Origin of the sequence: Vibrio hepatarius (assembly GCF_011806575.1) — a bacterium.
Classification (GTDB): Bacteria; Pseudomonadota; Gammaproteobacteria; order Enterobacterales; family Vibrionaceae; genus Vibrio; species Vibrio hepatarius_A.
Genome location: NZ_JAATOO010000001.1, coordinates 15,013 through 37,290 on the forward strand (window position 1 = coordinate 15,013; position 22,278 = coordinate 37,290).

Below are 22,278 nucleotides of genomic sequence, written 5' to 3' on the forward strand. Positions count from 1 at the left end.
TATTACTTAAAAAGGTCAGTTATCTGACCTTTTTTCGTTTATAAGCGTACTATTAAAAGAGTTCACGACTGATCACTATTTCATGCGCATTATTACGATTCTATTCATCACCTTCGCAATTGCTGGTTGTAATTGGTTTAAAAGTCCTATCGATGACAAATTTGATACCTACCTAACGCGAATCGCTAATGTCCAAGATTCACAAGCGTTTCAATTTGAACCGAACATCAACATTATCGTACCAGACAAGCGACAACTCGCGATCGCAATACCCACTACAACGATTGGCTTGCTCGACAGCTACGAACTGAGAAAGTGTGATCTGTTCAATCTAATTGCAGAAAGAAACTCAGTATTGGGAAAAGTACAGGACCAATTTCGTAATTTCGATTATCAAATACAGGTTATCGAAGGCATTGAGAAGTGCTTAGCGCACCCTTCTATCTCAGTTGGTTTAAAAGAACAGTTATCAGAATTGCTTTCCATCAAGCGAGAACAAATTGGCGCTCACTTTACTAACTTAGTTTTTACCAGCGAAGCGATGCGCGCTCAACTGATCGGCTATGAATGGCTAGAAGAAAATCGTACGACACCAAGTCCGCAATTAGTACAGGCGTTAGAACATATCAATGCGGCGTACCATGATGCAGACAATAAAGTATCAGCGAAAAGTCTTAATCTAGTCACTCCTTTTCAGGAAGTGATAGAAAAGGAGCGATTCCTTGGCGTTATGAGCTTTTCTATGCTTAACGCGTCACACAAACTCAGGACCGTTACAAAACAATTGGAGACGTTTGACACGCAAATCGTCTGCGGACAATCCAGGGATACAACTAAGTTCCGGTATCTGAAAAATGTATTCCAAAACTATTACATTGACGGTCTTCAGCCTTACCTAGCAAAACTGGATAGCAGCTTTATGCAGCTCGAACCCACCTTGGGCTTCTTAGCTCCAAATGGTTCTGGCTATCACTACTCGATTCATCAGTACCATAGTGACTTTCGCCAAGCCATTCTGCAGCACGTCGATTATTGGAAGTCGCTATTTAAGCGCTGTGGAGCAAACCCTGCTCGCGATTAAATAACCTGAAATTTGAACAAGATAGGATTTAACTCTCTGATTTTAGATAGGTTAGTCGCTAAAAGAGCTGCACTAAGAGGTTTAGGTTGTGTTCAGGTTAAATCGTTACTCAGGTCGTTCACGCAAGAAACGAGCGAACTTAGGTACACCATTTTGCGTAAACCCGTTGTATCGAAAAGTAATGGTGGAACCCAACTCCGGTGGCTCTTGTCGGAGTTGATCGCTAAAGCCACTGCCAATATAGAATTCAACGCCTGATTCTAACCTAACCAGCAGCGCTCCCATCAAGCCTTGATACTTTCCTTTACCAACTTTGTAGCCAATGACTTGTGCTTCATCGTCTTGGTGTTTCTTTAATTTTAATAAATCACTGCTTCGTCCCGCTTGATATCGACTGCTGATCTTACGCAGCATTAAGCCTTCACCTTTGTCGTCTACCGCACGATCGAGATAAGCTAAGAGTTCGGAATCAGAGTGAATCGGTGAATGCTTAACGTACTTGATATGTTCTTCGTGTAACTCTCGAACTAGATCCATCAAATTGTAATAGCGCTTTTGATAGTCACCTGCAGATTCGGGTAAATCAAACAACATGTAATCAATCTTACGCCACGCCGAATCAACCGGGGATTGGTCGAGCACGGTCTGTTGCACCAGATGAAAATTCCCTCGCCCTGCCCACAGCTCACCTTCTAACGGATAATTTGGTAGAGAACGGGTAAACCAGTTGGGCGCGTGAATCTGTGTTCCATTACGCGTTAATAGCTTTGAACCGTCCCAAATCGCGCGTATACCGTCCAATTTCTCGCTTACCCAGTACTCGAGAACATCCACGCTATCCTGGTAGCTTTGCGCTAATACGACAGGTATTGGTGTACTTTGTTGTTGAGAGTAACAGAGTACAGGAAAGCAGATTGCAGAAATGGCAATCGAGATCTGATTTAAACGCATAACATACCAAAAACAAACAATTCACAATACCGGCATTGTGTTCACTGCCATTTGTTCTGAGCAACGTGTTCGATAACGCAATTCGAGTGATATCGCTTAGTTATACTGCTAGTAATTTTTGAGGTAATAGAGTGTGCGAACGCTGTCACACTGATTACTTAAACAGATATACCCTCACCGAAACGATAAACAAGTGTGTGATTTGAAGCACATTTATTAATTCATTGAGGATAAAACTACGCCAATTCGCTTAGATATAAAGCAAACGCGTTAAAATCCGCAAAATTGCTCTTGCACGACTAAATAACTCTCGGTAATATCCATCTCGTTCTCAAGGTATGGGTCCGTAGCTCAGTTGGTTAGAGTACTACCTTGACATGGTAGGGGTCGGCGATTCGAGTTCGCCCGGACCCACCATTCCTTAAATGCTTTTCGCAGAGAACAATAAATTTGGGTCCGTAGCTCAGTTGGTTAGAGTACTACCTTGACATGGTAGGGGTCGGCGATTCGAGTTCGCCCGGACCCACCAAATTTAGTTCACTATGAACAAAACGCAAAGCCCGCTAATCAGCGGGCTTTGTTGTTTCTGCGAACGTCTAAATTATCTAGTCCTCTAGACTGGTTCACAAATGCACATCTCAGTTTGTAATTGATTAAATGTGTAAGAAGCAATGCGAGTTTCACTCAACTCTGGTAACATCCGCGCTCAAACATTCAGTTAGACGTTACAAACCATGAATCGTAAAAAGAAAATCAATCAGATTTTGAAGTCGAAGCAAAAGAAGATGAACGCGAAGCTACATAAGAGTAATAAGCCTCGCTACATCTCAAAAGCGGATAGAGCCAAAATGGAAGAGCAAGAGCAACTTGCTCAAGAAAATAATGAAGCAAATACTTCGTTAGAATCGCTTTAGCAACAAAGACTCTTCGATTGGAATAAACTTATCGCACACGTCTCTCAATGCTTGTGCGGTAAGACCTGGCACACCGAATACATCCACTTTAGTACCAAACTTTTGTTGGATTCGAGTCACTAGGACCTCAAAGTCGCCATCGCCGGATAATAAAACGATTCGATCGACCATTGGCGCAGCTTCATAAACATCAAGTGCGATTCCCACATCCCAATCCCCTTTCGCGCTGCCATCTTGTCTCTGAATATATGGCTTTAACTTCACATCAAAACCAATTCCGCGCAAGATATGATGAAACTGGCGCTGTTTAGGGTCGGTGGAAGCAATAGCATACGCATGAGCGTTTAGCACCTCACATCCTTCTGTCGCTACATACCAAAAGTGGTTGTAGTCGAAGTTGGCTCCGTACTTGTCTCGGGTTGTGTAGTAGATGTTTTGCACATCCACGAAAATCGCAATCTTTTCCATCATGTCTATACTTCTTAAAAGCTTCTATTGTAACAGTTTCGAGCTTCAACAGGGGTAACAATCAGTTATCGGTAACCAAATAACAAAAATGAAGAAAAATCATGATGTAATGTAATTGTCATGTAATTATTCTCAACGTCGCTTTAGGCTATCTACTACCAAAGTAGTATTTTATTGATAATGTTAATAATTTAATCGCAATCGTTTGTCAGACATTAGTCTGATAGATACGATAAATTTATGACATTAACAGTAATAAGGGAGTAGACCTTTTATTAAGCCACTGATTGCATTGCCATTAGAGCGAGAACAATAACAATGACAAAGAACCAAACTCATAAAGATTATTCTGCGAGCGCCAACTTAATTTCTACCACAGACCCAAAAAGCTATATCACATACGCTAATGACGATTTTTGTGATATCGCCGGGTACAGTCGAGAAGAATTACTGGGTAACCCTCATAACATGGTCCGCCATGCTGACATGCCAAAACAAGCATTTAAGCAGCTTTGGGAGTATTTAAAGCAAGGCCAAAGCTGGATGGGCTTAGTCAAAAACCAATGTAAGAATAGCGGCGAGCATTACTGGGTAAGTGCTTTCGTTACACCGATCAAAAATGAATCAGGCGGAATCATTGAGTTTCAATCGATACGTTCTCAAGCCACTCAAGAACAAATCAAACGTGCGGAGAGCATGTATCGCAAAATGCGCAGTAATCAGCGTATTAACTCGATGCGAGTCCCCTTTCATAAGTTGTCTATTGTGTTTGGTGTTTTGCTTACCACATTGGCGACTACTGCCTCACTCACCTCCCCCAATTACCTGATTTTTGCACTTTTATTGCTGTCTCTCACCTCTACTGTTTTTTCCATTCTACAGAACAAGCGATTCGAAACGTTGAAATCTAGTGCTGAAGAAGCATACGTAAATCCACTTATGGAGCAAATTTACACAGGCAAATTCGATGACTTTTCTCAAATAGAGCTTGCTCTGATGAAACGCAAATCTGAACTGAGAGCCGTCGCAGCGCGAGCAACAGATACCGCTAGTGCCATTCATTCGGCGGCAGAGCGAGAACTCAACAATAGCGTGGGAATAGAACAAAGCCTGAATAAACAGTGCCAAGAGACGGAACAAGTGGCTGCTGCAGTCGAAGAGCTCACCCACTCTATTTCTGAAGTAGCTTCCGCTTCGTCGGTAGCTTCAAATCTAGCGAGCGACGCTGATACTCAAGCGGTTAAAGGAATGGAGAGCATCAACTCTACCATTTCAGAAGTTGACGATTTAGCCGAAGAGTTAGGCCAAGCACAGAGCATCGTGAACCAGTTGTCTCAAGACAGCCAGAAGATCGATAGTATTTTAGAGGTCATCACAGCGATCTCTGAACAAACTAACTTGTTGGCATTGAATGCGGCTATCGAAGCTGCGCGAGCTGGAGATGCGGGGCGAGGTTTTGCGGTCGTGGCAGATGAAGTCCGCGATCTGGCGTCAAAGACAGCAAATTCCGCGAATGAAATCCATACGATGATCAAGCAGTTTAAAGAGACTTCTCAAAATGCCGTCGTTGCAATGGATAAAGGCATGTCACTGTCAGATAACTGCAAAGTACGCGCGCATGAAACAGGTGAAGTACTGGCAGTGATCTCTGAAATCCTCAACCGTGTCGCCGACAGTAGTGTGCAAATTACAACTGCCGTTGAGCAACAAGCGACGGTCACCCAGGAAGTCAATCAGAACGTGTCAAATATTAAAACGCTTGCTGATGATACTTCCCTAGCCTCAAAAACTTCTTTAGACAGGACGACGGAACTCGTTCAGCAGCTAGAAGGACTTGAAAGATTGATGAAACAATTTCAGTCCTAGCTTTACATGATTATTCTCCCTCTTGCGTAGAGGGAGAGTAGATTGAGCTATTTATAGCTAAGTTAATAAAGGTAGAAACTTTAGAGATGACGGAAACTAATATAATTCCACTGATCATTGAATACCTACCTTGCACCAATATAAACCTAACGCAAACTCCCTTTTAAAATACAAAACTATTTCTAGTTTAGAAAAATCACCTTCTTTGAGTAAAATGCAATCAAGTAACCCTCTCAAAATGAGAGATTGATTCAATTTGTTTCTTGATTCCGACCATGAATAGAATAATATTGGTTGATGGTGCAGTTTGGCGTTCAGAACAAATAGGCGAATAGCATGGAGCTAGACATTTTTAATCCTTCTCGACAGATTCGAGGCGCGGTTTTATTCTGGATGAGTATGTTACTAGCCATCATGTGTCTAATTGCCGCTGCTATTAATATCGCGACCTCTTACTACGTACTGGCCTTCTTTGAACTTTCTTTTTCCACACTTTCTCTGTATGTCGCTTTTCGAGGTTATAAGAACCAAGTCTCTTTAGCTCTATCCAATAGCTATTCATATGCCGTCGTTGGGATCATTTATTTATCGTCTTCGATTCAATCAATTGAAAACGGTATCTTTATGTGGAGCTTTTTGTATCCGGTTCTTTTCTACCTCATTTTGGGTAGAAGAAATGGTTTCTTAGCAACGGCTGTAGGCTTTCTAAGCCAAATAAGTCTGTTCATGCAAAAGACTACTGACGCCTATGTTCTGAATGATTTTGTATTCAATCTTAATTTCATTCTCGCTTATCTGTCGGTTTGGCTTGCCTCTCACATCCTAGAAGTGAAGCGTAAGACATCAGAAGCTTCACTTGGGCAGTTGGCTTCTCGCGATGCGTTAACAGGCGTATATAACCGCCACGCACTAATTCATAACTTTGAACGCTACCGAAATGAAAGCGTAAAATTACCCCTTTCATTACTGATTCTTGATTTGGATTACTTTAAACAAGTCAACGATGACCATGGACACGATATTGGCGACAAAGTATTGATTCAAACCGCTGCGTTAATTGACGCGCTGAGCGATGAACACCTTGTATATAGAATTGGCGGCGAAGAATTTTGTATTGCGCTTCACAACGCCAATGTGGCGCAAGCTACGCGTAAAGCAGAGCAAATACGAAGTGCTATCGAGAAGTTTAGTTTTAATGACAGCACGACCCCAATATCACTGACAACAAGTATTGGCGTTTATCAATGTGACCATTACAAAGATCTGGAAAGTGTATTGAGAAAAGCGGATAAAGAGTTGTATAAGGCGAAGAAAAATGGCCGTAATCAAATCATGGTTTGTAATCAAACCGCTGTAAATCCGACTTAGTTAGCCATTGAATAAATAAAATCAAACAAAAAGCCCAGTTTCTACAACTGGGCTTTTTGTTTCAGAGTAATAAAATGTGCTATTCCGGAGAGTTTTCTTCAAATACGACATTATAGTTTTCGGTATACGTACAATGTGGTTGTCGGCTACAGGTAAAGAACCTTCGGCCCTTGTGTTCTCCTGAACTGGCGGTTTTTATCACCATCGGACTGCCGCAACGTTTACAGAAACGAATTTCTTTATCAGGCTCGATAAGGTCAATATGAGCGGCCAACAATCGACGCAGACGGCCAACCTGATAGCTATGTTTAATCGTCGTACCAATTAAAGGGATGCCTGCCGATTTACACACATGCATAAGCAGCTTATGACGCTCAATCTTCCCCTTATCGAGTTGCTTACCATTATCAAATTCAATCGCAACTCTTGGCTCTAACGTTCTTGGATCGCACACCACATAATCAAAATAGCTTTTTGCAATACGGTTGTTGGCAATGAACCAGTGCTTTTTATTTGTTGCGACTGGCGCAACCACATTTGACATACTGACTTTCGTTAGGACAACGCCGTGTTCTCCAACTGCTGTTACCAAGGCATTATAAAAAGCCGACTCTTGCATGTTTAGCAAGGCTCCCCTCTTTTTATATTCGCTGTCTTTAAGTTCTTCTTGTTTGAGGAAACGTTTCTGTACAACAAAAAAGAACACAACCAGCACAACAACAACGATAAAAACACTTTCCATCAGGCATTCACCATGGTTTAGAAACTATAACTGTTTAATTTTATACACTTAAATGAGAAAGTCGTTATTATTTTTCCGCTCGCAGAAGTTTTCCATCAGCTTTGAAGAATAAATGTGACATCAGTTTTTACTGGCTGCCTTTTTATAGCTACGCTCTGGTCGTCCTACAGTGCCATAGTTCAAATCGGCTTCTAACTCACCTGTGCTAATCAAATACTCTAGGTAACGGCGCGCTGTGGTGCGACTAGCGCCGATTTTCTCACCAGCTTCATCAGCAGTTAAACTTTCTGGTTGGCTAAACAACGCTTTGATCTTTTCTAAAGTCACACCGTCGATTCCTTTCGGTAGACGATTGACCGTCGATTCCTGTGACGAGGAAGAGCGAAACATACGATCAACGATTGTCTGGTCCAGATCGTTGGCATGAGTAAACTGATGCTTCTGCGCCACATACTTTTTCAATGCGGCTTCTAGTCTTGGAAACATCACTGGTTTCAAAAGATAATCCACAACGCCACCACGCATTGCCTGTTGTAGCGTGTCCACATCTCTCGCTGCGGTAATCAGAATGACGTCACAGCTTAAGTTTCTAGACCTCAACTCTTGTAAAATTTCCAACCCGGAACCATCCGGCAGATGGACATCCAACAACAACAATTCTGGATTTAGAATATCTAATTGAATATTTGCTTCCATACGACTGGTAGCGATGCCAATTACCTCATAACCTTCGATTTGTTCTAGGTATTTTTGGTGCAATTGTGCGATGGCGATATCGTCTTCGATAATCATCACCTTGGTATTTATCGTCATACCAGATCTTCCTTAGGTAGATAGACTGTCATTCTGGCTCCATACTCCTTGTTATTCGCCATTTCTAATTCGCCTTGATAGCGCAACGCTAATTCACTCACTAAATACAACCCGACGCCGCGTGTTTGATTATCTTTGCTTGAAACACCACGTTTCACCAGTGCAGTTACGCTCATGTTTTCAGGTAACCCGCAACCTTGGTCAATCACTTCAAGGATCACTTCGTTTCCAAAATCACCGATAGAGACTTCTATCTTGCGCCGCGCAGGCGAAATAAGTGCGTCTTTTGCAATCGCTTCGCGGGTTGCATCGAATGCGTTGTCAATTAAGTTACCGAGAATCGTCACCAAATCTTCAGCATTAATCCTGTCTGGTAACGGTTCAAGACGCGAGCCCTCTTCAACCACCAGCTCAAGTCCTAACTCTCGTGCTCTCTCGGTTTTGCCAAGTAACATACCAGCTATCAAAGGCTCTTTGATGGTTTCACGTAAGAATTCTATCAATGACTGATAGTGCGCGGTTTCTTGTCCAATTAGATTTTGTACGGCGTCTAACTCACCCATCTGTACCATACCGCTGATGGTATTAAGTTTATTGCGGTGCTCGTGGGTTTGTGACCGTAGCATATCCGCATATTCTTTGGTTTTCGCCAACTGTTCGGTGAGTTCAGTAAGATCATCGCGTAAGCGGAAACTGGAAACGGCACCAACGACTTTGTCATCAACAATAATTGGGCTGCGGTTGGCGATAAGACGTTGCTGGCTTAAATACAAGTTTATGTCGTGGTCTGTACGTGCCGTTTGTAAAACGACGTGTAAATCGCTTTCAGGCAAAACTTCACTGAGTGGTCGATTTAGGCACTCAGCTTTATTTAACCCAAGGATCTGACACGCGCTCTTGTTTATTGAACGTAGTCGTCCATCACCATCAATACTCAGAATGCCCTCTTTTAGGGTTTCCATGGTTACGTCTAGTTCAACATAAAGTCGACCGATCTCTTCAGGTTCAAAACCTAATATCGCTTTCTGGAATCGTCTCGACGCGTAACTCGACACCACCGCGTTCGCAGCAACCACTATCAGTGCCATTACAATAAGAAAGTAAAGGAACGGCTCAATTCGGTCTTGCAGTCTGTCGATAAGATAACCGACGGAAACAACACCAATGATATTACCTTGAGAATCAAATACAGCTGCCTTACCCCGTACAGAGTAACCTAGCGAACCTTTTGCTGTTGAGATATAAGCTTGTCCGTCAACCAACGCGCGCTTGTTGTCGCCACCTTTCATCGGCAAACCAATTCGCTCATCAACTGGGTGAACTAAACGGATCCCTTCTTTATCGCCAATTACGATAAACGCCGCCCCTATCAACTCAGTGAGGCTACGATAACGGTTTTGATATTCCGGAGTCACGCCAGTTTGAATCATTTCAATGACGTACGGTGACTTAGCAAGAAACGAAGCAACGCCAAGCGCTTTATGCCCCATCTCTTCTTCTTGAGCGTGTTTGATATAAATAAAACCGGCTGTCGCAAGCAATAGCAACTCTATCAGTCCGGATAAAGTCATGATAATCAGCATTCTTTTGCGAAAACTGATACTACTCCATTTCATACTTTCTCCTTGTTAGCACTATAGGCTATCACTCTTATGAATGGGCAACGAGCTTGCGAGTAACGAATTGTGAATGAAGTGTACTTATAATTCTCCTATTTTGACTTTTTTGTAACATGAGTTGTGCAACTAACGGAGTAGAAAGGCGATTTTTAGAATAGACATAAACATTGATTTTGATCATACATTTGATCGGTTATTTCTCGGGCTAATGCTGCGTCCATATCGTATAATTATTGAGCAATGGTGAAAATGTATAATGTCTTTGGCTTAGCGGTTAAATAAAAATACTACGAATGACCGCCTCTAAAGGAATAGAGGGAGGAAATGAACAAAATGCAAAAGGATACTTTAGGCATCTGCCTTTCTAAATCTATGCTGTCGAGTAACTTATCTGGAACGTTTACTCACGTAAGGGCTTACGCTAAATCACAACGAAACGAAGATCTTGAGGTTATGCATGCTTTTCCGCAGCTCTCTGGTCGCGAAGTGTTAGATAATATGGAATCGAAAAAAGCGCTATTCTGGCGTGCTGAGTTCGCTTGCTTAGTCCAGAAGTAACGCTGATTTAGTCGTCATAGAGGGATTTAGATCCCTCATTTTATTTTTACTGGTGAAGATTCACGTGCAAGCTTCACCTTTTCAAGAAAGGCTATCCAGTTTTCTAATTGGACGTCCGGCCTATTCTCCATTGTTGCTTTGGCAACGCTTAGTGCCTGCTCCACCTTATCCAACGAATACAATATTTGGACCTTCAACAATGCAGTTTCTGTCGTTGGATTTCGCACCTTATCGATAAACTGCAACGCTTGTTGCCACTTGTCTTGATAAGTTAATACCAACACGTACTGCCAATAGTATTGACCATCTATACGTGCTGCTTTGCGCCATAACTGCTCGGCGGTTTCCAACTCTTTGGCGGTCTGCCAGTACTTTGCTTGCTCTATGATTAACTCAAGTTCAGGGTCTGCGTACTCGATTTGTTCAAGTGCTGCGGCTGCACGCTCAGGAGCGCCGTTATGCGCGTATAGTGAAGCTAAAAGGCGCCGCTCTTGTACGGTTAATTCAATTTGTTTGTCTGCCAGTGTCAACGCATCTAACGCTTGTTTGGTGTTACCAGCACGTAGCTCGATATTAACTAATTGTCGCCACCAAATGTCGTTGTTCGGCTCAAGAACCAAGAGTCGTTTCAGTACGCGGCTGGCTCGCTGCCATTCCTTCTTTTCCACTAACGCTGCCAACTTCATCGAAAGCGGGTCAATTGGTTTAGCAGAGCCCGCATCCAATGAAGAAGGGGATGCGGTGATCACTTCGTTCCATTGTTTTAATTGATAGTGCGCCTTGGCAATATTCAGCCACAATTGGGCTGTTGAACTCTTGGTTGCTTTTGCTCGCACCAACACGTAGTACTGTTCGAGCGCCTCTTGGTATTGCTGCTGGTTGAATAAAAGACTAGCGAGCATTTGGCGCGTACTTCGCTGTTGTTGGTCGCTCAATACGTCGTAATTAACGGTCAGTGTTAAGTGCTGAATAGATTGTGCCAGTTCGCCAGCTTTCCAGTAATATACACCTAAACTTTGGTGCACATAGGCAGCATCGTATTCCCGCGGAATCTCGACACTTCGTAACACGTTTATCGCACTCTGCAAATCACCGGAGGATTCGTACTTTTGCGCTTGTTGCAGTTTAGACGCGGTGTAGCGGCTTAGATCGGCTGCATTGGCTGATCCAAACAACAAAACGACTATTAGCGTGATTGCGTATTTATTCATTTCGGTTGTCGAAACTCCAGCTTCACCGTCTGTCCATGCTGAACCACCGCTTTGCCAAACTCAAGTTTAGGTTGGTATCTCCATTGCTTAAGCGCCTTTAGCGCCTCTTGTTCAAACAAGCGCTTAGGGTTTGCATCAATGACTTCCAAGTCGATCGGTTTCCCCTGTGGGTCAATATTAAACTTTATGATCACAAATCCCTCTGCACGGCGTTTACGCGCTTTTGCTGGATAATTGGGGTCAACACGATACAAAGGCATAGCCTGCTGACTGCTACTTACCTGTGCAATTTGAGGAGCCAGAACATCAACAGTACCAATATTGATATTAAGACCTAGAGATCCCGTATCAATAGACACATCCATTGATGGGATAGAAAGAGGTTGCGGCGAATCAACAAAGGTTTGTGGCGCTTGAGTTGGTGTCACTTTGGGCTCTGGAGGTAAAATACGTGAACGAGTTCGCGCTTCATTCTCTTGCTCAGAAACCAGATAGCTTACTTTGGTCACCTCCATACTGTACTGCTGAGTTTGTTGCGGAGTGTTAACGAGCCAAGCCATAAGACTAAACAACACTATCGCTAAACACCCTGCGATAGGCAGAGCGAGCACAAATCGGAGCATTACGACTTCTCCGCGGCAATCGCGATCTTTTCGATTCCCGCGCCTTTTGCTGCGTCCATCACTTGTATAACCGTGCCACTAAACGCTCGTTCATCGGCCTGAATGACGAGTGAGTTTTCAGGCTTATCAAGCAACATAGCTTCAAGCACTGCTTGCACTCGCTCGATATCCACCATTTTTTTGTCTATGTAGACATCATTGTCTGCGGTAACTGCAATAAAGATTCCAACCTCTTTTTGGCTAACGATGTTGGTCGCTTGCGGTTTATCGACTTCAATCCCGGATTCGCGTACAAAAGTGCTGGTGACGATAAAGAAGATCAGCATGATAAAGACAATATCGAGCATCGGCGTTAGATCAACCTGAGCTTCTTCTTGTCTGTGCGAACGTCGCCCTAGCCTCATTGCTGACTCCTCAACTGTTGTTCTAGCGAGTATGAGTAATTACGACACAACTTAACTAATCTTGCATGGACAAACATGCCAACCAAGGCTGCAACCATGCCAGCCATCGTTGGTAAAGTCGCCATAGCAATGCCCGCCGCCATTTGCTTAGGTTCACTGTTACCTTGTAACGCCATCACGTCAAATACCGCTATCATTCCCGTGACTGTTCCTAACAACCCTAACATTGGGCAGAGTGACACCAGTAACTTTATTGTGTTGGTGTGCTGGAACAAATTGATTCGAGCTTGGGCAAGCCATCCATCGCGAATCGAACGCGAGTGCCATGAATGATGATCACTTCGCCTCGCCCATTGTGCTAACCACTCAGATTTATGCTTAGGGTAGTGAACAAACAGATAAATCATGCGCTCTACAACAAGCAGCCAAAACAACACCACAACCGCAAACAAGCACCAAAGCACTATGCCGCCTTGCTGCATAAATTGGGCAAAGTTGCGCACTCCTTCAAAGTGGCTCAGTAGTGTTTGCAATATATGGCTCAGCTCAGTCATGTTTAAACACTCTCGGAGACTGGCTTTGAGGTATTTTTCTCGGCAAGTTCTGCCACTAGCGCAATACCTTGCTTCTCTAAAATATTGCGCAGGTTTTCAGCCTGCGTCGATAAAAGATTGTGCGCCAGCAGCAATGGCATCGCCGCGACCAACCCCATCACTGTGGTCACCAGCGCGGTGGATATCCCGCCAGCCATCACTTTCGCATCACCGGTACCAAATAAGGTGATCACTTGAAAGGTTTCAATCATACCTGTGACTGTACCTAGTAAGCCGAGCATTGGCGCAAGTGCCGCCAATAGCTTTAACATCGAAAGGCCTTGTTCTAGCTTAGCTTGTTCGTCCAGGATAACTTCCAGAAGCCGCAATTCTAACGCTTCAACAGTGTGCGCTTTGCTATCGCTATAAACTGCTAACACGCGGCCTAATGGATTATCCTTGGGCGTTTCCGGTGTTTTTAATTGAGCACGAATGCTTCTTGAAACACTCAATACCGTTATGCCTCTAACCAGCGCGATTAGAAGGCCAACCACCAGCAAGAAAATAATCACTCCGCCAACAAGCCCACCTGCCTCAATACGATTGGCTAAACTCGGTTGGCTTGCGTACTGCTCAAGTACGTTACCACGGGTAGGATCGAGCTCAATTTCGACCGGCTCAACATTGGTTGACGTAGTGAACTGGTCGAGTGTTGGAACATTCGCGGGTTGTTTAATGTAGGTTGAAGCCTGATGACTGTCGCTATTCCACATTGCATAACCTTCACTGCCAATCAAAGCAATAGAACCTAAACGCAGTAGCGGTTGCTGGCTAATCTTGCCTTCGCCATCGACATAGTTAAGCTGCTGAATAGTGTTTGAGCCGCTCAGTGTCACTTCATTTTCGAGCGCTCGCCACAGTGCCGTTAGCTGTTGAGTATTGGGAACTTGTTGCTGTTCAACAATGGGCGTTAATGATTGCAGACTGGCTTGTGCGCCCGCGCCAGAGATGCTCGATTCCAGCTGTTCTGTTAACGACTTAGCGTTTTGACGTGCCACGGAAAACACTTCGCCTAAACTTCCCGACTCTAAACGTAGTGTGTTTTCTAATTCCGCAAGCTGTTGCTCGTTTTGAGTAAAAGATTGGCTAAGTTGATCGTTTTTGGCTTTGAGCGACTGTTTTTCAGCAATCAACTGGCGCTTTTGTTCGAGCAGTTGTTGCTCCAGCTGTTGGAATCGACGTTCACGCTCAGCATTATGGCTCTTGAGTTCGGTTTGCTCGGTTTGTGCCTTGGTGACAATGTCTGCTGAGACTGGCAGAGCGAGACAAATTGAAGCAAACAACGTCGCGATATGCAGGGCTCTCATTTACTTCACCTCCGCAATCGAAACAGGCAGTGTAAGCATTTCAGGGCTCAAACGCTGTTTTGCTACGTCGAATGCTTTAGCAATTTCATGAAAGGAAGATGACGGAACCTCTTGCCAGCTCGCACGGTTTTTATCCCAGCTCCAATAGAGACGCTCATCAATACTGCGCGCCACTAACACGACGCGCCCTAAATGCAAAAGTTCTGCCTCTCGGGTAAATCCACCGGCAGAGATCGTATCGCGGTACACGCCAAGTTTACTGCCGTACGCTACTTCGATTTGGTAAGCGTCGAGTATCATCCGGTACTTTTCTGCATCACTGACATCCGCGCGAACCATTAATTGTTCAAGCTTCTCAATGCGCTGCTGCCTTTGGGTATGTTGCAGAGGGATGTCGTTTGTAAGTGTCTGTTTAAGCCCATCCAGCATCTTATACATCAATGGCACAAGATCTTGTCTAGTTTGTTGAATATCACTTAGCTGTTGATTCAAGCTTTGAGTTTCTTGTTCTTGATTGGCCACCAGTTTGGTCAAATGTTTTTGATAAACATCGAGGTTTTCCACTTCCGCCTCAAGCTGTTTTATTTCAGCTTTAAGTCGTTGTATACGCTCGTCACTCTGATCGATTCTTTCTTGGCTTTCTATTGCAGCACTATTTGTCGCTTTTTGAACATTTAACGCCTGTTCGATACCAGATGCAGTCACGCTTGCGCTCACTGCGAAGGAGCAAATTACCGCGGATGTTTTTAGAAAGTTCATGGGCTTCTTTTAGGTTGGTCAAATCAGAGAAAACACTGAATAGCTAAGCATCACATAGTAATGAGATTAAGGCAAAGTTCAACTTTCTGATGGCGGGAGAGATTTTACCATTAAGTTATTGATAGAAATAAACTTAATTATGTGGAAGCGATAAACACCGTTTTGTTCCCAAGCAAATATCGAACGCAAGCAATAACGTTGATAAGTCCGAAGTGCTTTATTGAATGTAAATTAATGACTTATCAACGTTGAGTAGCGATGTTGTTTAAGGTGGAGAGTTACTTACTGGTTGCGAAACCAAACGCCCAGATTGCACCAAGTAAGCTCTTGATTTTTATCTTAGTCGCACGCCAATGCGTCGATGGTGTTCGTGGCGCAGTTTGGACAAGGTATTGATATGCTGACTCATCTAGCGTTACTTCTCCACCATGTGCGATGAGTAAGGTTTTCGGGCGCATATTGAAAACCCTCTCGATTGAGGAGCGATATTGATTTGGATAGAACACAGGGAAAGGCGAAATCAGCTTGTTTTTGACCTTAACAATCAGGTCGGCAACATAAAGCACATCTTGTTCGGCATGATAGAGCGCTAAGTCTCTGTCGGTATGCCCGGGTACGTCCAATACTTGCCAGTCTTCAAATATTGGAATGGTATCACCGTCGTTAAGTTTGATGTCAGGAAGCAATTTTCGAGAATACCAAAGTAATCGCTGTGGCTTTTTCATTCGGCTCGCTACCCATTTTGCCAAAGCAATATCGGTGATGTGCATCAATACACCATGCAAGCCACCATACCAGTGCGTACTTTTGTTGGCCGAGATAATGGTACAGCCAGTCTGCTCTCTCAGTTTGTGAGCCGCACCTGCGTGGTCCGGATGCATGTGGGTTACCACGACGGCCGTCAATGAGTTAAAAGGTCGATTCAACGTATGCGTAATAAAATGCTTTAAATATGGTATGTCCGCCCTGCTCGCGCCGTCCAACAAAAGAAGTTTGTCTGGATATTCTGCAAGATACATTTTCTGTATGTAACCATCGATCTTATGGATTTTCATTTTCTCGCCATATTAACAAATCATTTACATTTATAAATTTAGCAATAAGCTCAAAAAACAACAGAGTAATAACTCTAAGATGTGACGCTGATGCACGCTCTTACACACTTAATCCAGTCTTTGTTGCCACTTGTTCGGTAATCGTGCGCACGTTTTTCGCTATGAGCATCAAAGTGTTAACCTCTTCTTCAGTAAACGGATGGTTCAAAATTGATTCGGCTCCGTTTCTGCCAACTACAGTCGGTAAACTTAGTACCACATCCTTTAGTCCGTATTGACCATTGAGCAGAGTTCCTACCGGTAATACCGAGCGTTCATTGATCATGATTGCCTGAATTATGCGAAACACACTCGCCGCTATTCCATGGGTGGTATTACGTTTACGCTTAAAGATCTCATAACCCGCTTTCTTTACAGATTCCAACAACTCGCTTGAGCAAATTAGCCCCAGATTATGAGTATCACAATAGTAGTCCGCTGGTTGTCCTGCGATAGAAATGAGGCTCTTTGGCGTAAAACAGTTGCTTCCGTGCTCACCCAGTACATAACCAAAGATGTTCTTAGGATCGATATTGACGCGATTGGCGACGATGGTCATCAAACGCGCGGTGTCGATGACACAGCCGCTGCTTATGACACGGTTGTTTGGGAATTTGGTGTTCTTAACAATGAAGTGCGTGACAATGTCACAAGGGTTGGTGACTACGATTAATGTCGCAAGCGGTGCAACACGCTCTATTTCTTTTGCTATCTGCACACCGATTTTGCTATTGGTTTCCGCTAGGTCAATTCGGGTTTGTCCTTGCTGAAGTTGTGCTCCGGCGGTTATTACTACGATATCTGAGCCAATTAATGTCAGGTAGTCGTCTGTCGGAACAATGTGGGTGTTTTTGGAAAAAGTCAGTGCCGCGGTGTGTCTAAAATCAAACACCTCTCCTTCTGCTCGTTCTAGGTATTTATCCAAAAGCACGAGCTCACTAATGCTGCCAAGCATCAGTAGGTAGTTGCAAATACCAACCCCAACGGCCCCAGCCCCAACCACTCCGATTTTCATTCCGATATCCCTATCAGCGCACTGAAGTTGAGATTTTACTTTGACTTATATAACTTAATTTTAGTATCTCATTTTAAATATGCGTCCATCGGTGCGATAGAAAATCAGCGCGAGCAGGATTAAGCCGCAACCAATTAACTTATTCGTCGATAGCTGCTCTCCGTACCAAGTAATGCTCAATACCACTGTCCAGATTGGTTCTAGTAACATGATCAACGCTGCATTCGCTGGATTACTCCCTTTTTGCCCAAGGGTTTGCATCACATAACGTAAGCTGGTGGCCAGCAAAGCACTGGCGGCAAACCAGCCCCAAATGGAAGATTCAACGCTCTCTGGAAATGTCTCAAACATAAGCGATGCTATTAAGGCGATTATCCCTGTCGCAAAAAGTTGAATGCAGGTAAGTAGTAAGATCGGCATCTTGTGTGCAAGCTTACTATTCACGTTAAAGTGTAAAGCAAGCAAACACGCGTTAACCAGGAACCAAATCTGACCAATGGAGCTATTCCAGCCGTCTGTGAGTGACAACATGGCTAATCCGGATACCGCAATCGGCATGGCGAACCAGAACGCTCTTTTTGGTCTTTCTTTAAACAATAACCACGCAACAATCGGCACGATGATCATCGACAAGCTAACGATGAACGCCCCTTCACCCAATGTCTCACTGATTGAAATTGCATGAATCCAAGTCAGCAAAGCCGCCGCTAAAATAGCGCCAGCACCTACCGCTTGCGCCAGTAAACTGAGTGTTAAGCCCTTGAGATGTCTAAAACACAGCGGTAGCAAGAAAACCGAAGCAACAAGGAATCGCAATCCAACGAAACCAAAAGGCGGCAAACCTTGAATCGTCTCTTTGGAAAAAATCCACCCCAGCCCTGCTATCCCCGTCGTTGCAACGAGTATCCATGCAGCTTTACGTTCAGCGTTCACAATTTCGTTCTCTTAATTTTATTTTTGTAATTTGTCAGTGATCGATAGTGTCAGATTTAGCCAATGAACGCCAAGAATTATCTGTCTGTTTGGCTGCTTTCAGAGTAATCTAAACGAGTCATTTTTATAGAGATATACTGTAATGATTGTTGTAGGTCACCGCGGCGTTGCTGGCCATTTTCCTGAAAACAGCAGAGCAAGTATTTTGGCCGCCATTGAGCTTGGCTTGGAGTGGGTTGAAGTCGATATTCAACCGACGCTCGATAATGTCTTGGTTGTGTGTCACGATCATACCGTCGAGCGCTGCAGTAATGGTACTGGTCGTATCGACGAGTTAACACTCAAGCAACTAAGAGAACTCGATTTCGGCCGTTGGTTTGACGCGAGTTTTGCTGGTGAATCCATTATGACACTGGAAGAATTGTTGAAGCTCGCGCAAGAGAACAACCTAAAACTCAATCTGGAAGTAAAAATTGACCGCCATAATGCCCTAGCCGTCTGTGAGTTGGTCAAACAAACATTGGATAAAGCCGAGGTAAGCAAAGATAGTATTCTGCTCTCGAGCTTCAGTGCCGATGTCATTCGCCATCTACATCAGCTAATGCCTGATTATCGACTCGGAGTGCTCTCAGAGCGACTTACAGGAAAAGTGAAAAAATTGCTAAGTGAAGTTGATGCATTCAGCTGCAACTTAAATCATCTTTGGACAAACAAAAAGCACGTCGCGACGCTTCAAGCCGAAGGTTATCAAGTTTGGTGTTACACAGTAAATAACCCAAGACGACTAAAACACCTTTCCAATCTCGATGCTATATTTAGCGACTTCCCTGCCCGTTTTCAGCTTTAAATATCACGGTTTTTAAATCACTGACAGTTCTTCATAACGCTGTCAGTTTAAAGTCACTTTCCTCTCCAAACAGTAAACCACTGTATAAGACTGTATATCTACTTGTGTTGTCGCTCACAATTTCTCATACATTCATCTTTAATCCCTAAATCACCCACAAAGAAATTTATATAAAACAATCAACAGCTTAAAATCACATTGAACTAAAAAACGATTTAAAGCGACTAAATTTCACACAAAAAGTTCTTGATCAGAGGGGATAAACAAACTACTGTATAGACATACAGCATGTATGAAAGGACAGTATTATGATTCAGTTTCAAGCACAATCTCGTTCAGTATCAAGATTCAACGTTCTCGCACAACCAACGCAACCAATGAACATTGAAGATACAACACTTGCTCGTTTAGCTGGTCTATCTAATCAAGATCAATGGATCTTATTTACTGCAGAGTGTCCACGCCCTGACTTTTCCCAGTTCTCTTCATACAAAGTGAGTTGTCAAAAAATCATCCAAATGAAAGCGTCTCAAACTCAATCTGAGCTTGAGATAGTGATTAAAGCCATCAAGTCTGGTAATGCGAGCGCTGTTGTAGCATCAAACAATATTACCAGCATCGATCAGGTGTTACTTCGCAGCTTGGCTCGTCAACATCAATGTGAAGTATTTTTCGTCGAGGGCAGAGCAAACCAGTTCCATTAATAAGCTCGACGATAACACTGTCTTTAGGCCTCTTTACTTGAGAGGCCTTTTCTTTTTCCTCTCAATATTCTTCACTTAACCTAACATGCCAAAAAATTAAGCAAACGTTTGCTTTTTCTCTGGCAGCGTAAAATAGTTCTGGTATCATGCTCAGCAAATCGATGGCCTAATTAGGGGCTTTCACCCATTTTTGACAAAGATAGGAATGTCTAAATGAGTCTCGCTGATCAAGTTCTTGCCGTTAATGACGATCTACCCATTCGCACTGATAAACCCGTTCACAGCGGTAAAGTGCGCTCTGTTTATTGGTTAACTGAAGAAGACAGTAAACGCCTAATTCAAGAGAAAGGTTACGACGTCGCACCTGATGCTCCTTTAGCTATCATGGTAATCAGTGACCGTATTTCAGCGTTTGACTGTATTTGGCACGGTGAAGGCGGCCTGAAAGGTGTTCCTGGTAAAGGCGCTGCGCTAAACGCCATCTCTAACCATTGGTTTAAGCTGTTTAAAGAAAATGGTCTAGCTGACAGTCATATATTAGACATCCCTCACCCATTGGTTTGGATCGTACAAAAAGCGAAGCCAATTATGATTGAGGCAATTTGTCGCCAATATATTACTGGTTCAATGTGGCGTGCTTATGAAAAAGGCGAGCGTGAATTCTGTGGTATTGAGCTTCCAGAAGGTTTGCAAAAAGACAAAGCACTACCGAATCTGCTAATGACCCCTTCAACCAAAGGCATTCTAAAAGGTATCCCTGGCGTGCCTGAAGCCGACGATGTGAATATTACTCGTAAAAATATCGAAGATAACTTTGCTGCTTTTAACTTTTCTAAAGCAGAAGACATCGCACAGTACGAAAAACTGTTGCGAGAAGGCTTCGGTGTGATCAGCAATGCACTGGATGCTGTCGAGCAGATCTTTGTCGATACTAAATTCGAATTTGGTTACGTGACAGACGCGGCTGGTAATGAAAAGCTTATCTACATGGATGAAGTTGGTACACCAGATTCATCACGTATCTGGGATAAGCAGCAATATCAATTAGGTAATATCGTTGAAAACTCGAAAGAGGGTTTCCGTCAGTTTTTGCTGAACCACTTCCCTGACCCAGATATCCTGTTGAACAAAGACCGTATGCCAGAGCGCGAAGCATTAGCACGTGAAAACGAACTGCCGCTTGAAGCATTGATGGATATCTCTAAAACCTATACTGGAATTGCAGAGAAGATTACAGGACAACCAATTAACCTAAGTGATAACCCTAAGAAAGAAATTATCGATATTCTTAGCTCACAATACGGCTTGGTTGACTAACACAAAAAACGCCCTTATTTAAGGGCGTTTTTTTGCTATCGAGTAAGGCTACTTATCTTTACCACCTTTGTTTCCACCTGAATTTCCGTTATCCCGGTTGCCACCTTTATTTCCTTTGTCACTTTTGTTGCTTCGGTCACTCATGTTGCTGTTTTTCTGCTTGTCGTCTAACAGGGTGCCAGTACCATTACCAGGGTTAGAATACTTGGCGTGAGCCGCCAGTTCATCTTCGGTCACGACTCCATCTTTATTCTTATCAAACGAGGCAAACGCACTCATCTTGTCGTGGTGCATTTCGCTTTCTTCTTCCTCTTCAACTTCACCCATCATCATGTTGTCACGGTAGGCATCAAACTCTTCTTGAGTAACCTCGCCATCACCATTGCTATCCATCATGTCCATTGAAGGTGGCGATTTTGAACCATGGTTCATCATCATACCGTCAGATTCTTCTTCGCTGGCACTAAGTGGTAGCGACACCAATAAACCGACCAGCATTAAACTTGTTAGCTTTTGCAAAGTAGCCTCCTAGGTTTCTATTGCGCACACTGCTTCCTAAGTTTAGACCATGGTCGTTAATTCGATAAATTGTCACTGAAAAACACCCAAATTGAGTCGTGCCAAATAAAAGGCTTCTCTCAATGTGAAGAACACAAAACTTGAACCTTTCTCTACTCTCTAAATAAAAACGTTCGTTCTACATAGGTTTTCGATTGGCGAAAATCTGAAAATGTTCAGCTGCATTCTGGTAAACTCAGCGTTTAAATTGAGATACTGTAGGAACCGCCAGAAATGAGCCAAGAACAACCCAACAACCCACTACACGGTTTAACCTTAGAAAAGATCCTTGTGCGTTTACAAGAACACTATGGTTGGGAAGGCTTAGATGCAGAAATTCAAATCAACTGTTTCTACAGTAACCCTTCTATCAAATCATCATTAAAGTTTTTGCGTAAAACTCAATGGGCAAGAGACAAGGTCGAAGCGCTATATATTAAGACTTTCTGCCAATAAGAAAAATCGCATAGCAAGGCGTTTAAGAGGGACTTCCTACGCTTGGCGGTTTTAGTTCAAAGTTTAGCTTATGTGTT

General features: G+C 43.4%; 24 protein-coding genes and 2 tRNA genes. 11 read left to right on the forward strand and 15 right to left on the reverse strand.

The window, feature by feature from the left end; all coding sequences use genetic code 11:
• Positions 1 to 82 precede the first annotated feature (82 nt).
• Positions 83 to 1,081: a DUF3080 domain-containing protein gene (locus HCZ42_RS00080; protein WP_175579340.1), complete on the forward strand. Its 999-nt coding sequence runs from the start codon at positions 83 to 85 to the stop codon at positions 1,079 to 1,081.
• 105 nt (positions 1,082 to 1,186) lie between these two features.
• Here the strand turns inward: HCZ42_RS00080 and HCZ42_RS00085 are convergent, their stop codons facing one another.
• Positions 1,187 to 2,032: a DNA ligase gene (locus tag HCZ42_RS00085; RefSeq protein ID WP_167418764.1), complete on the reverse strand. Its 846-nt coding sequence runs from the start codon at positions 2,030 to 2,032 to the stop codon at positions 1,187 to 1,189.
• Between the two features lie 340 nt (positions 2,033 to 2,372).
• Between HCZ42_RS00085 and HCZ42_RS00090 the strand changes: the two genes are divergently transcribed.
• The 3 genes from HCZ42_RS00090 to HCZ42_RS00100 all read left to right on the forward strand — a co-directional run bounded on the left by HCZ42_RS00090 (position 2,373) and on the right by HCZ42_RS00100 (position 2,946).
• Positions 2,373 to 2,449, forward strand: a tRNA-Val gene (locus HCZ42_RS00090).
• A gap of 35 nt (positions 2,450 to 2,484) precedes the next feature.
• Positions 2,485 to 2,561 (forward strand) — tRNA-Val (locus HCZ42_RS00095).
• Between the two features lie 205 nt (positions 2,562 to 2,766).
• Positions 2,767 to 2,946: a DUF2986 domain-containing protein gene (locus tag HCZ42_RS00100; protein WP_167418765.1), complete on the forward strand. Its 180-nt coding sequence runs from the start codon at positions 2,767 to 2,769 to the stop codon at positions 2,944 to 2,946.
• Here HCZ42_RS00100 and HCZ42_RS00105 read toward each other — a convergent pair.
• Entirely contained in the window at positions 2,932 to 3,414 is a 483-nt protein-coding gene (locus HCZ42_RS00105; RefSeq protein ID WP_167419021.1) for a LabA-like NYN domain-containing protein, read from the reverse strand. The genes HCZ42_RS00100 and HCZ42_RS00105 overlap by 15 nt on opposite strands.
• Before the next feature lie 318 nt (positions 3,415 to 3,732).
• Here HCZ42_RS00105 and HCZ42_RS00110 point away from each other — a divergent pair, with 318 nt between their 5' ends.
• Both HCZ42_RS00110 and HCZ42_RS00115 read left to right on the forward strand, forming a co-directional pair.
• The gene (locus HCZ42_RS00110; protein ID WP_167418766.1) at positions 3,733 to 5,280 is read left to right on the forward strand and encodes a methyl-accepting chemotaxis protein; all 1,548 of its coding nucleotides are present in this window, start codon (positions 3,733 to 3,735) and stop codon (positions 5,278 to 5,280) included.
• A gap of 336 nt (positions 5,281 to 5,616) precedes the next feature.
• Positions 5,617 to 6,648 (forward strand): GGDEF domain-containing protein, encoded by a 1,032-nt coding sequence (locus HCZ42_RS00115; RefSeq protein ID WP_167418767.1) that lies wholly within the window; start codon positions 5,617 to 5,619, stop codon positions 6,646 to 6,648.
• Positions 6,649 to 6,727: 79 nt separating this feature from the next.
• Here HCZ42_RS00115 and HCZ42_RS00120 read toward each other — a convergent pair whose 3' ends face one another.
• The 3 genes from HCZ42_RS00120 to HCZ42_RS00130 form a co-directional block, all read right to left on the reverse strand.
• Positions 6,728 to 7,390: a DUF2726 domain-containing protein gene (locus HCZ42_RS00120; protein WP_167418768.1), complete on the reverse strand. Its 663-nt coding sequence runs from the start codon at positions 7,388 to 7,390 to the stop codon at positions 6,728 to 6,730.
• A gap of 120 nt (positions 7,391 to 7,510) precedes the next feature.
• The gene (locus tag HCZ42_RS00125) at positions 7,511 to 8,203 is read right to left on the reverse strand and encodes a response regulator (protein ID WP_167418769.1); all 693 of its coding nucleotides are present in this window, start codon (positions 8,201 to 8,203) and stop codon (positions 7,511 to 7,513) included.
• Positions 8,200 to 9,819 (reverse strand): ATP-binding protein, encoded by a 1,620-nt coding sequence (locus tag HCZ42_RS00130; protein WP_167418770.1) that lies wholly within the window; start codon positions 9,817 to 9,819, stop codon positions 8,200 to 8,202. The genes HCZ42_RS00125 and HCZ42_RS00130 overlap by 4 nt, the downstream gene beginning before the upstream one ends.
• Before the next feature lie 336 nt (positions 9,820 to 10,155).
• On the opposite strand from HCZ42_RS00130, the gene HCZ42_RS00135 reads away from it, so the two are divergent.
• Positions 10,156 to 10,380 carry a hypothetical protein gene (locus tag HCZ42_RS00135; protein ID WP_167418771.1) on the forward strand — a complete coding sequence of 75 codons (225 nt, stop codon included), beginning with the start codon at positions 10,156 to 10,158 and terminating at the stop codon, positions 10,378 to 10,380.
• 35 nt (positions 10,381 to 10,415) lie between these two features.
• Here the strand turns inward: HCZ42_RS00135 and HCZ42_RS00140 are convergent, their stop codons facing one another.
• The 9 genes from HCZ42_RS00140 to HCZ42_RS00180 form a co-directional block, all read right to left on the reverse strand.
• Positions 10,416 to 11,591, reverse strand: a complete 1,176-nt coding sequence (locus tag HCZ42_RS00140; protein ID WP_167418772.1) for a tetratricopeptide repeat protein — start codon at positions 11,589 to 11,591, stop codon at positions 10,416 to 10,418.
• Complete coding sequence (locus HCZ42_RS00145) at positions 11,588 to 12,214, reverse strand: energy transducer TonB (protein ID WP_167418773.1); 627 nt, start codon at positions 12,212 to 12,214, stop codon at positions 11,588 to 11,590. Before HCZ42_RS00145 ends, HCZ42_RS00140 begins: the two co-directional genes overlap by 4 nt.
• Entirely contained in the window at positions 12,214 to 12,618 is a 405-nt protein-coding gene (locus tag HCZ42_RS00150; RefSeq protein ID WP_167418774.1) for an ExbD/TolR family protein, read from the reverse strand. The genes HCZ42_RS00145 and HCZ42_RS00150 overlap by 1 nt, the downstream gene beginning before the upstream one ends.
• Entirely contained in the window at positions 12,615 to 13,172 is a 558-nt protein-coding gene (locus HCZ42_RS00155) for a MotA/TolQ/ExbB proton channel family protein (RefSeq protein WP_167418775.1), read from the reverse strand. The genes HCZ42_RS00150 and HCZ42_RS00155 overlap by 4 nt, the downstream gene beginning before the upstream one ends.
• 2 nt (positions 13,173 to 13,174) lie before the next feature.
• Complete coding sequence (locus HCZ42_RS00160) at positions 13,175 to 14,509, reverse strand: MotA/TolQ/ExbB proton channel family protein (protein WP_439848976.1); 1,335 nt, start codon at positions 14,507 to 14,509, stop codon at positions 13,175 to 13,177.
• A 9-nt stretch (positions 14,510 to 14,518) separates the two neighbouring features.
• Positions 14,519 to 15,277 carry a DUF3450 domain-containing protein gene (locus tag HCZ42_RS00165; RefSeq protein WP_167418777.1) on the reverse strand — a complete coding sequence of 253 codons (759 nt, stop codon included), beginning with the start codon at positions 15,275 to 15,277 and terminating at the stop codon, positions 14,519 to 14,521.
• Positions 15,278 to 15,555: 278 nt separating this feature from the next.
• Entirely contained in the window at positions 15,556 to 16,332 is a 777-nt protein-coding gene (locus HCZ42_RS00170; RefSeq protein ID WP_167418778.1) for an MBL fold metallo-hydrolase, read from the reverse strand.
• A 100-nt stretch (positions 16,333 to 16,432) separates the two neighbouring features.
• Positions 16,433 to 17,386, reverse strand: a complete 954-nt coding sequence (locus tag HCZ42_RS00175) for a lactate/malate family dehydrogenase (RefSeq protein WP_167418779.1) — start codon at positions 17,384 to 17,386, stop codon at positions 16,433 to 16,435.
• Positions 17,387 to 17,446: 60 nt separating this feature from the next.
• Complete coding sequence (locus HCZ42_RS00180) at positions 17,447 to 18,319, reverse strand: DMT family transporter (protein ID WP_167418780.1); 873 nt, start codon at positions 18,317 to 18,319, stop codon at positions 17,447 to 17,449.
• Positions 18,320 to 18,461: 142 nt separating this feature from the next.
• Between HCZ42_RS00180 and HCZ42_RS00185 the strand changes: the two genes are divergently transcribed.
• From HCZ42_RS00185 to HCZ42_RS00195, 3 genes are all read left to right on the forward strand, one after another.
• Positions 18,462 to 19,166 (forward strand): glycerophosphodiester phosphodiesterase family protein, encoded by a 705-nt coding sequence (locus tag HCZ42_RS00185; RefSeq protein ID WP_167418781.1) that lies wholly within the window; start codon positions 18,462 to 18,464, stop codon positions 19,164 to 19,166.
• A 308-nt stretch (positions 19,167 to 19,474) separates the two neighbouring features.
• Positions 19,475 to 19,870 carry a SulA-like leucine-rich domain-containing protein gene (locus HCZ42_RS00190; protein ID WP_167418782.1) on the forward strand — a complete coding sequence of 132 codons (396 nt, stop codon included), beginning with the start codon at positions 19,475 to 19,477 and terminating at the stop codon, positions 19,868 to 19,870.
• Between the two features lie 213 nt (positions 19,871 to 20,083).
• Positions 20,084 to 21,187, forward strand: coding sequence for a phosphoribosylaminoimidazolesuccinocarboxamide synthase (locus HCZ42_RS00195; RefSeq protein ID WP_167418783.1), 1,104 nt, complete (start codon positions 20,084 to 20,086; stop codon positions 21,185 to 21,187).
• Between the two features lie 48 nt (positions 21,188 to 21,235).
• Here the strand turns inward: HCZ42_RS00195 and HCZ42_RS00200 are convergent, their stop codons facing one another.
• Positions 21,236 to 21,706, reverse strand: coding sequence for an EF-hand domain-containing protein (locus HCZ42_RS00200; RefSeq protein WP_254868854.1), 471 nt, complete (start codon positions 21,704 to 21,706; stop codon positions 21,236 to 21,238).
• Positions 21,707 to 21,979: 273 nt separating this feature from the next.
• Between HCZ42_RS00200 and HCZ42_RS00205 the strand changes: the two genes are divergently transcribed.
• The gene (locus HCZ42_RS00205) at positions 21,980 to 22,201 is read left to right on the forward strand and encodes a VF530 family DNA-binding protein (protein WP_167418784.1); all 222 of its coding nucleotides are present in this window, start codon (positions 21,980 to 21,982) and stop codon (positions 22,199 to 22,201) included.
• The last annotated feature ends 77 nt before the right edge of the window (positions 22,202 to 22,278 follow it).

Bases quoted from the DNA above. Each gene is read 5' to 3' on its own strand.
- HCZ42_RS00100 (WP_167418765.1), top strand. From the start codon at position 2,767: ATGAATCGTAAAAAGAAAATCAATCAGATTTTGAAGTCGAAGCAAAAG.
- HCZ42_RS00155 (WP_167418775.1), bottom strand. From the start codon at position 13,172: ATGACTGAGCTGAGCCATATATTGCAAACACTACTGAGCCACTTTGAA.
- HCZ42_RS00175 (WP_167418779.1), bottom strand. From the start codon at position 17,386: ATGAAAATCGGAGTGGTTGGGGCTGGGGCCGTTGGGGTTGGTATTTGC.
- HCZ42_RS00190 (WP_167418782.1), top strand. From the start codon at position 19,475: ATGATTCAGTTTCAAGCACAATCTCGTTCAGTATCAAGATTCAACGTT.
- HCZ42_RS00135 (WP_167418771.1), top strand. From the start codon at position 10,156: ATGCAAAAGGATACTTTAGGCATCTGCCTTTCTAAATCTATGCTGTCG.
- HCZ42_RS00185 (WP_167418781.1), top strand. From the start codon at position 18,462: ATGATTGTTGTAGGTCACCGCGGCGTTGCTGGCCATTTTCCTGAAAAC.
- HCZ42_RS00150 (WP_167418774.1), bottom strand. From the start codon at position 12,618: ATGAGGCTAGGGCGACGTTCGCACAGACAAGAAGAAGCTCAGGTTGAT.
- HCZ42_RS00110 (WP_167418766.1), top strand. From the start codon at position 3,733: ATGACAAAGAACCAAACTCATAAAGATTATTCTGCGAGCGCCAACTTA.
- HCZ42_RS00170 (WP_167418778.1), bottom strand. From the start codon at position 16,332: ATGAAAATCCATAAGATCGATGGTTACATACAGAAAATGTATCTTGCA.
- HCZ42_RS00165 (WP_167418777.1), bottom strand. From the start codon at position 15,277: ATGAACTTTCTAAAAACATCCGCGGTAATTTGCTCCTTCGCAGTGAGC.
- HCZ42_RS00105 (WP_167419021.1), bottom strand. From the start codon at position 3,414: ATGGAAAAGATTGCGATTTTCGTGGATGTGCAAAACATCTACTACACA.
- HCZ42_RS00205 (WP_167418784.1), top strand. From the start codon at position 21,980: ATGAGCCAAGAACAACCCAACAACCCACTACACGGTTTAACCTTAGAA.
- HCZ42_RS00080 (WP_175579340.1), top strand. From the start codon at position 83: ATGCGCATTATTACGATTCTATTCATCACCTTCGCAATTGCTGGTTGT.
- HCZ42_RS00085 (WP_167418764.1), bottom strand. From the start codon at position 2,032: ATGCGTTTAAATCAGATCTCGATTGCCATTTCTGCAATCTGCTTTCCT.
- HCZ42_RS00130 (WP_167418770.1), bottom strand. From the start codon at position 9,819: ATGAAATGGAGTAGTATCAGTTTTCGCAAAAGAATGCTGATTATCATG.
- HCZ42_RS00125 (WP_167418769.1), bottom strand. From the start codon at position 8,203: ATGACGATAAATACCAAGGTGATGATTATCGAAGACGATATCGCCATC.
- HCZ42_RS00120 (WP_167418768.1), bottom strand. From the start codon at position 7,390: ATGGAAAGTGTTTTTATCGTTGTTGTTGTGCTGGTTGTGTTCTTTTTT.
- HCZ42_RS00145 (WP_167418773.1), bottom strand. From the start codon at position 12,214: ATGCTCCGATTTGTGCTCGCTCTGCCTATCGCAGGGTGTTTAGCGATA.
- HCZ42_RS00115 (WP_167418767.1), top strand. From the start codon at position 5,617: ATGGAGCTAGACATTTTTAATCCTTCTCGACAGATTCGAGGCGCGGTT.
- HCZ42_RS00140 (WP_167418772.1), bottom strand. From the start codon at position 11,591: ATGAATAAATACGCAATCACGCTAATAGTCGTTTTGTTGTTTGGATCA.
- HCZ42_RS00195 (WP_167418783.1), top strand. From the start codon at position 20,084: ATGAGTCTCGCTGATCAAGTTCTTGCCGTTAATGACGATCTACCCATT.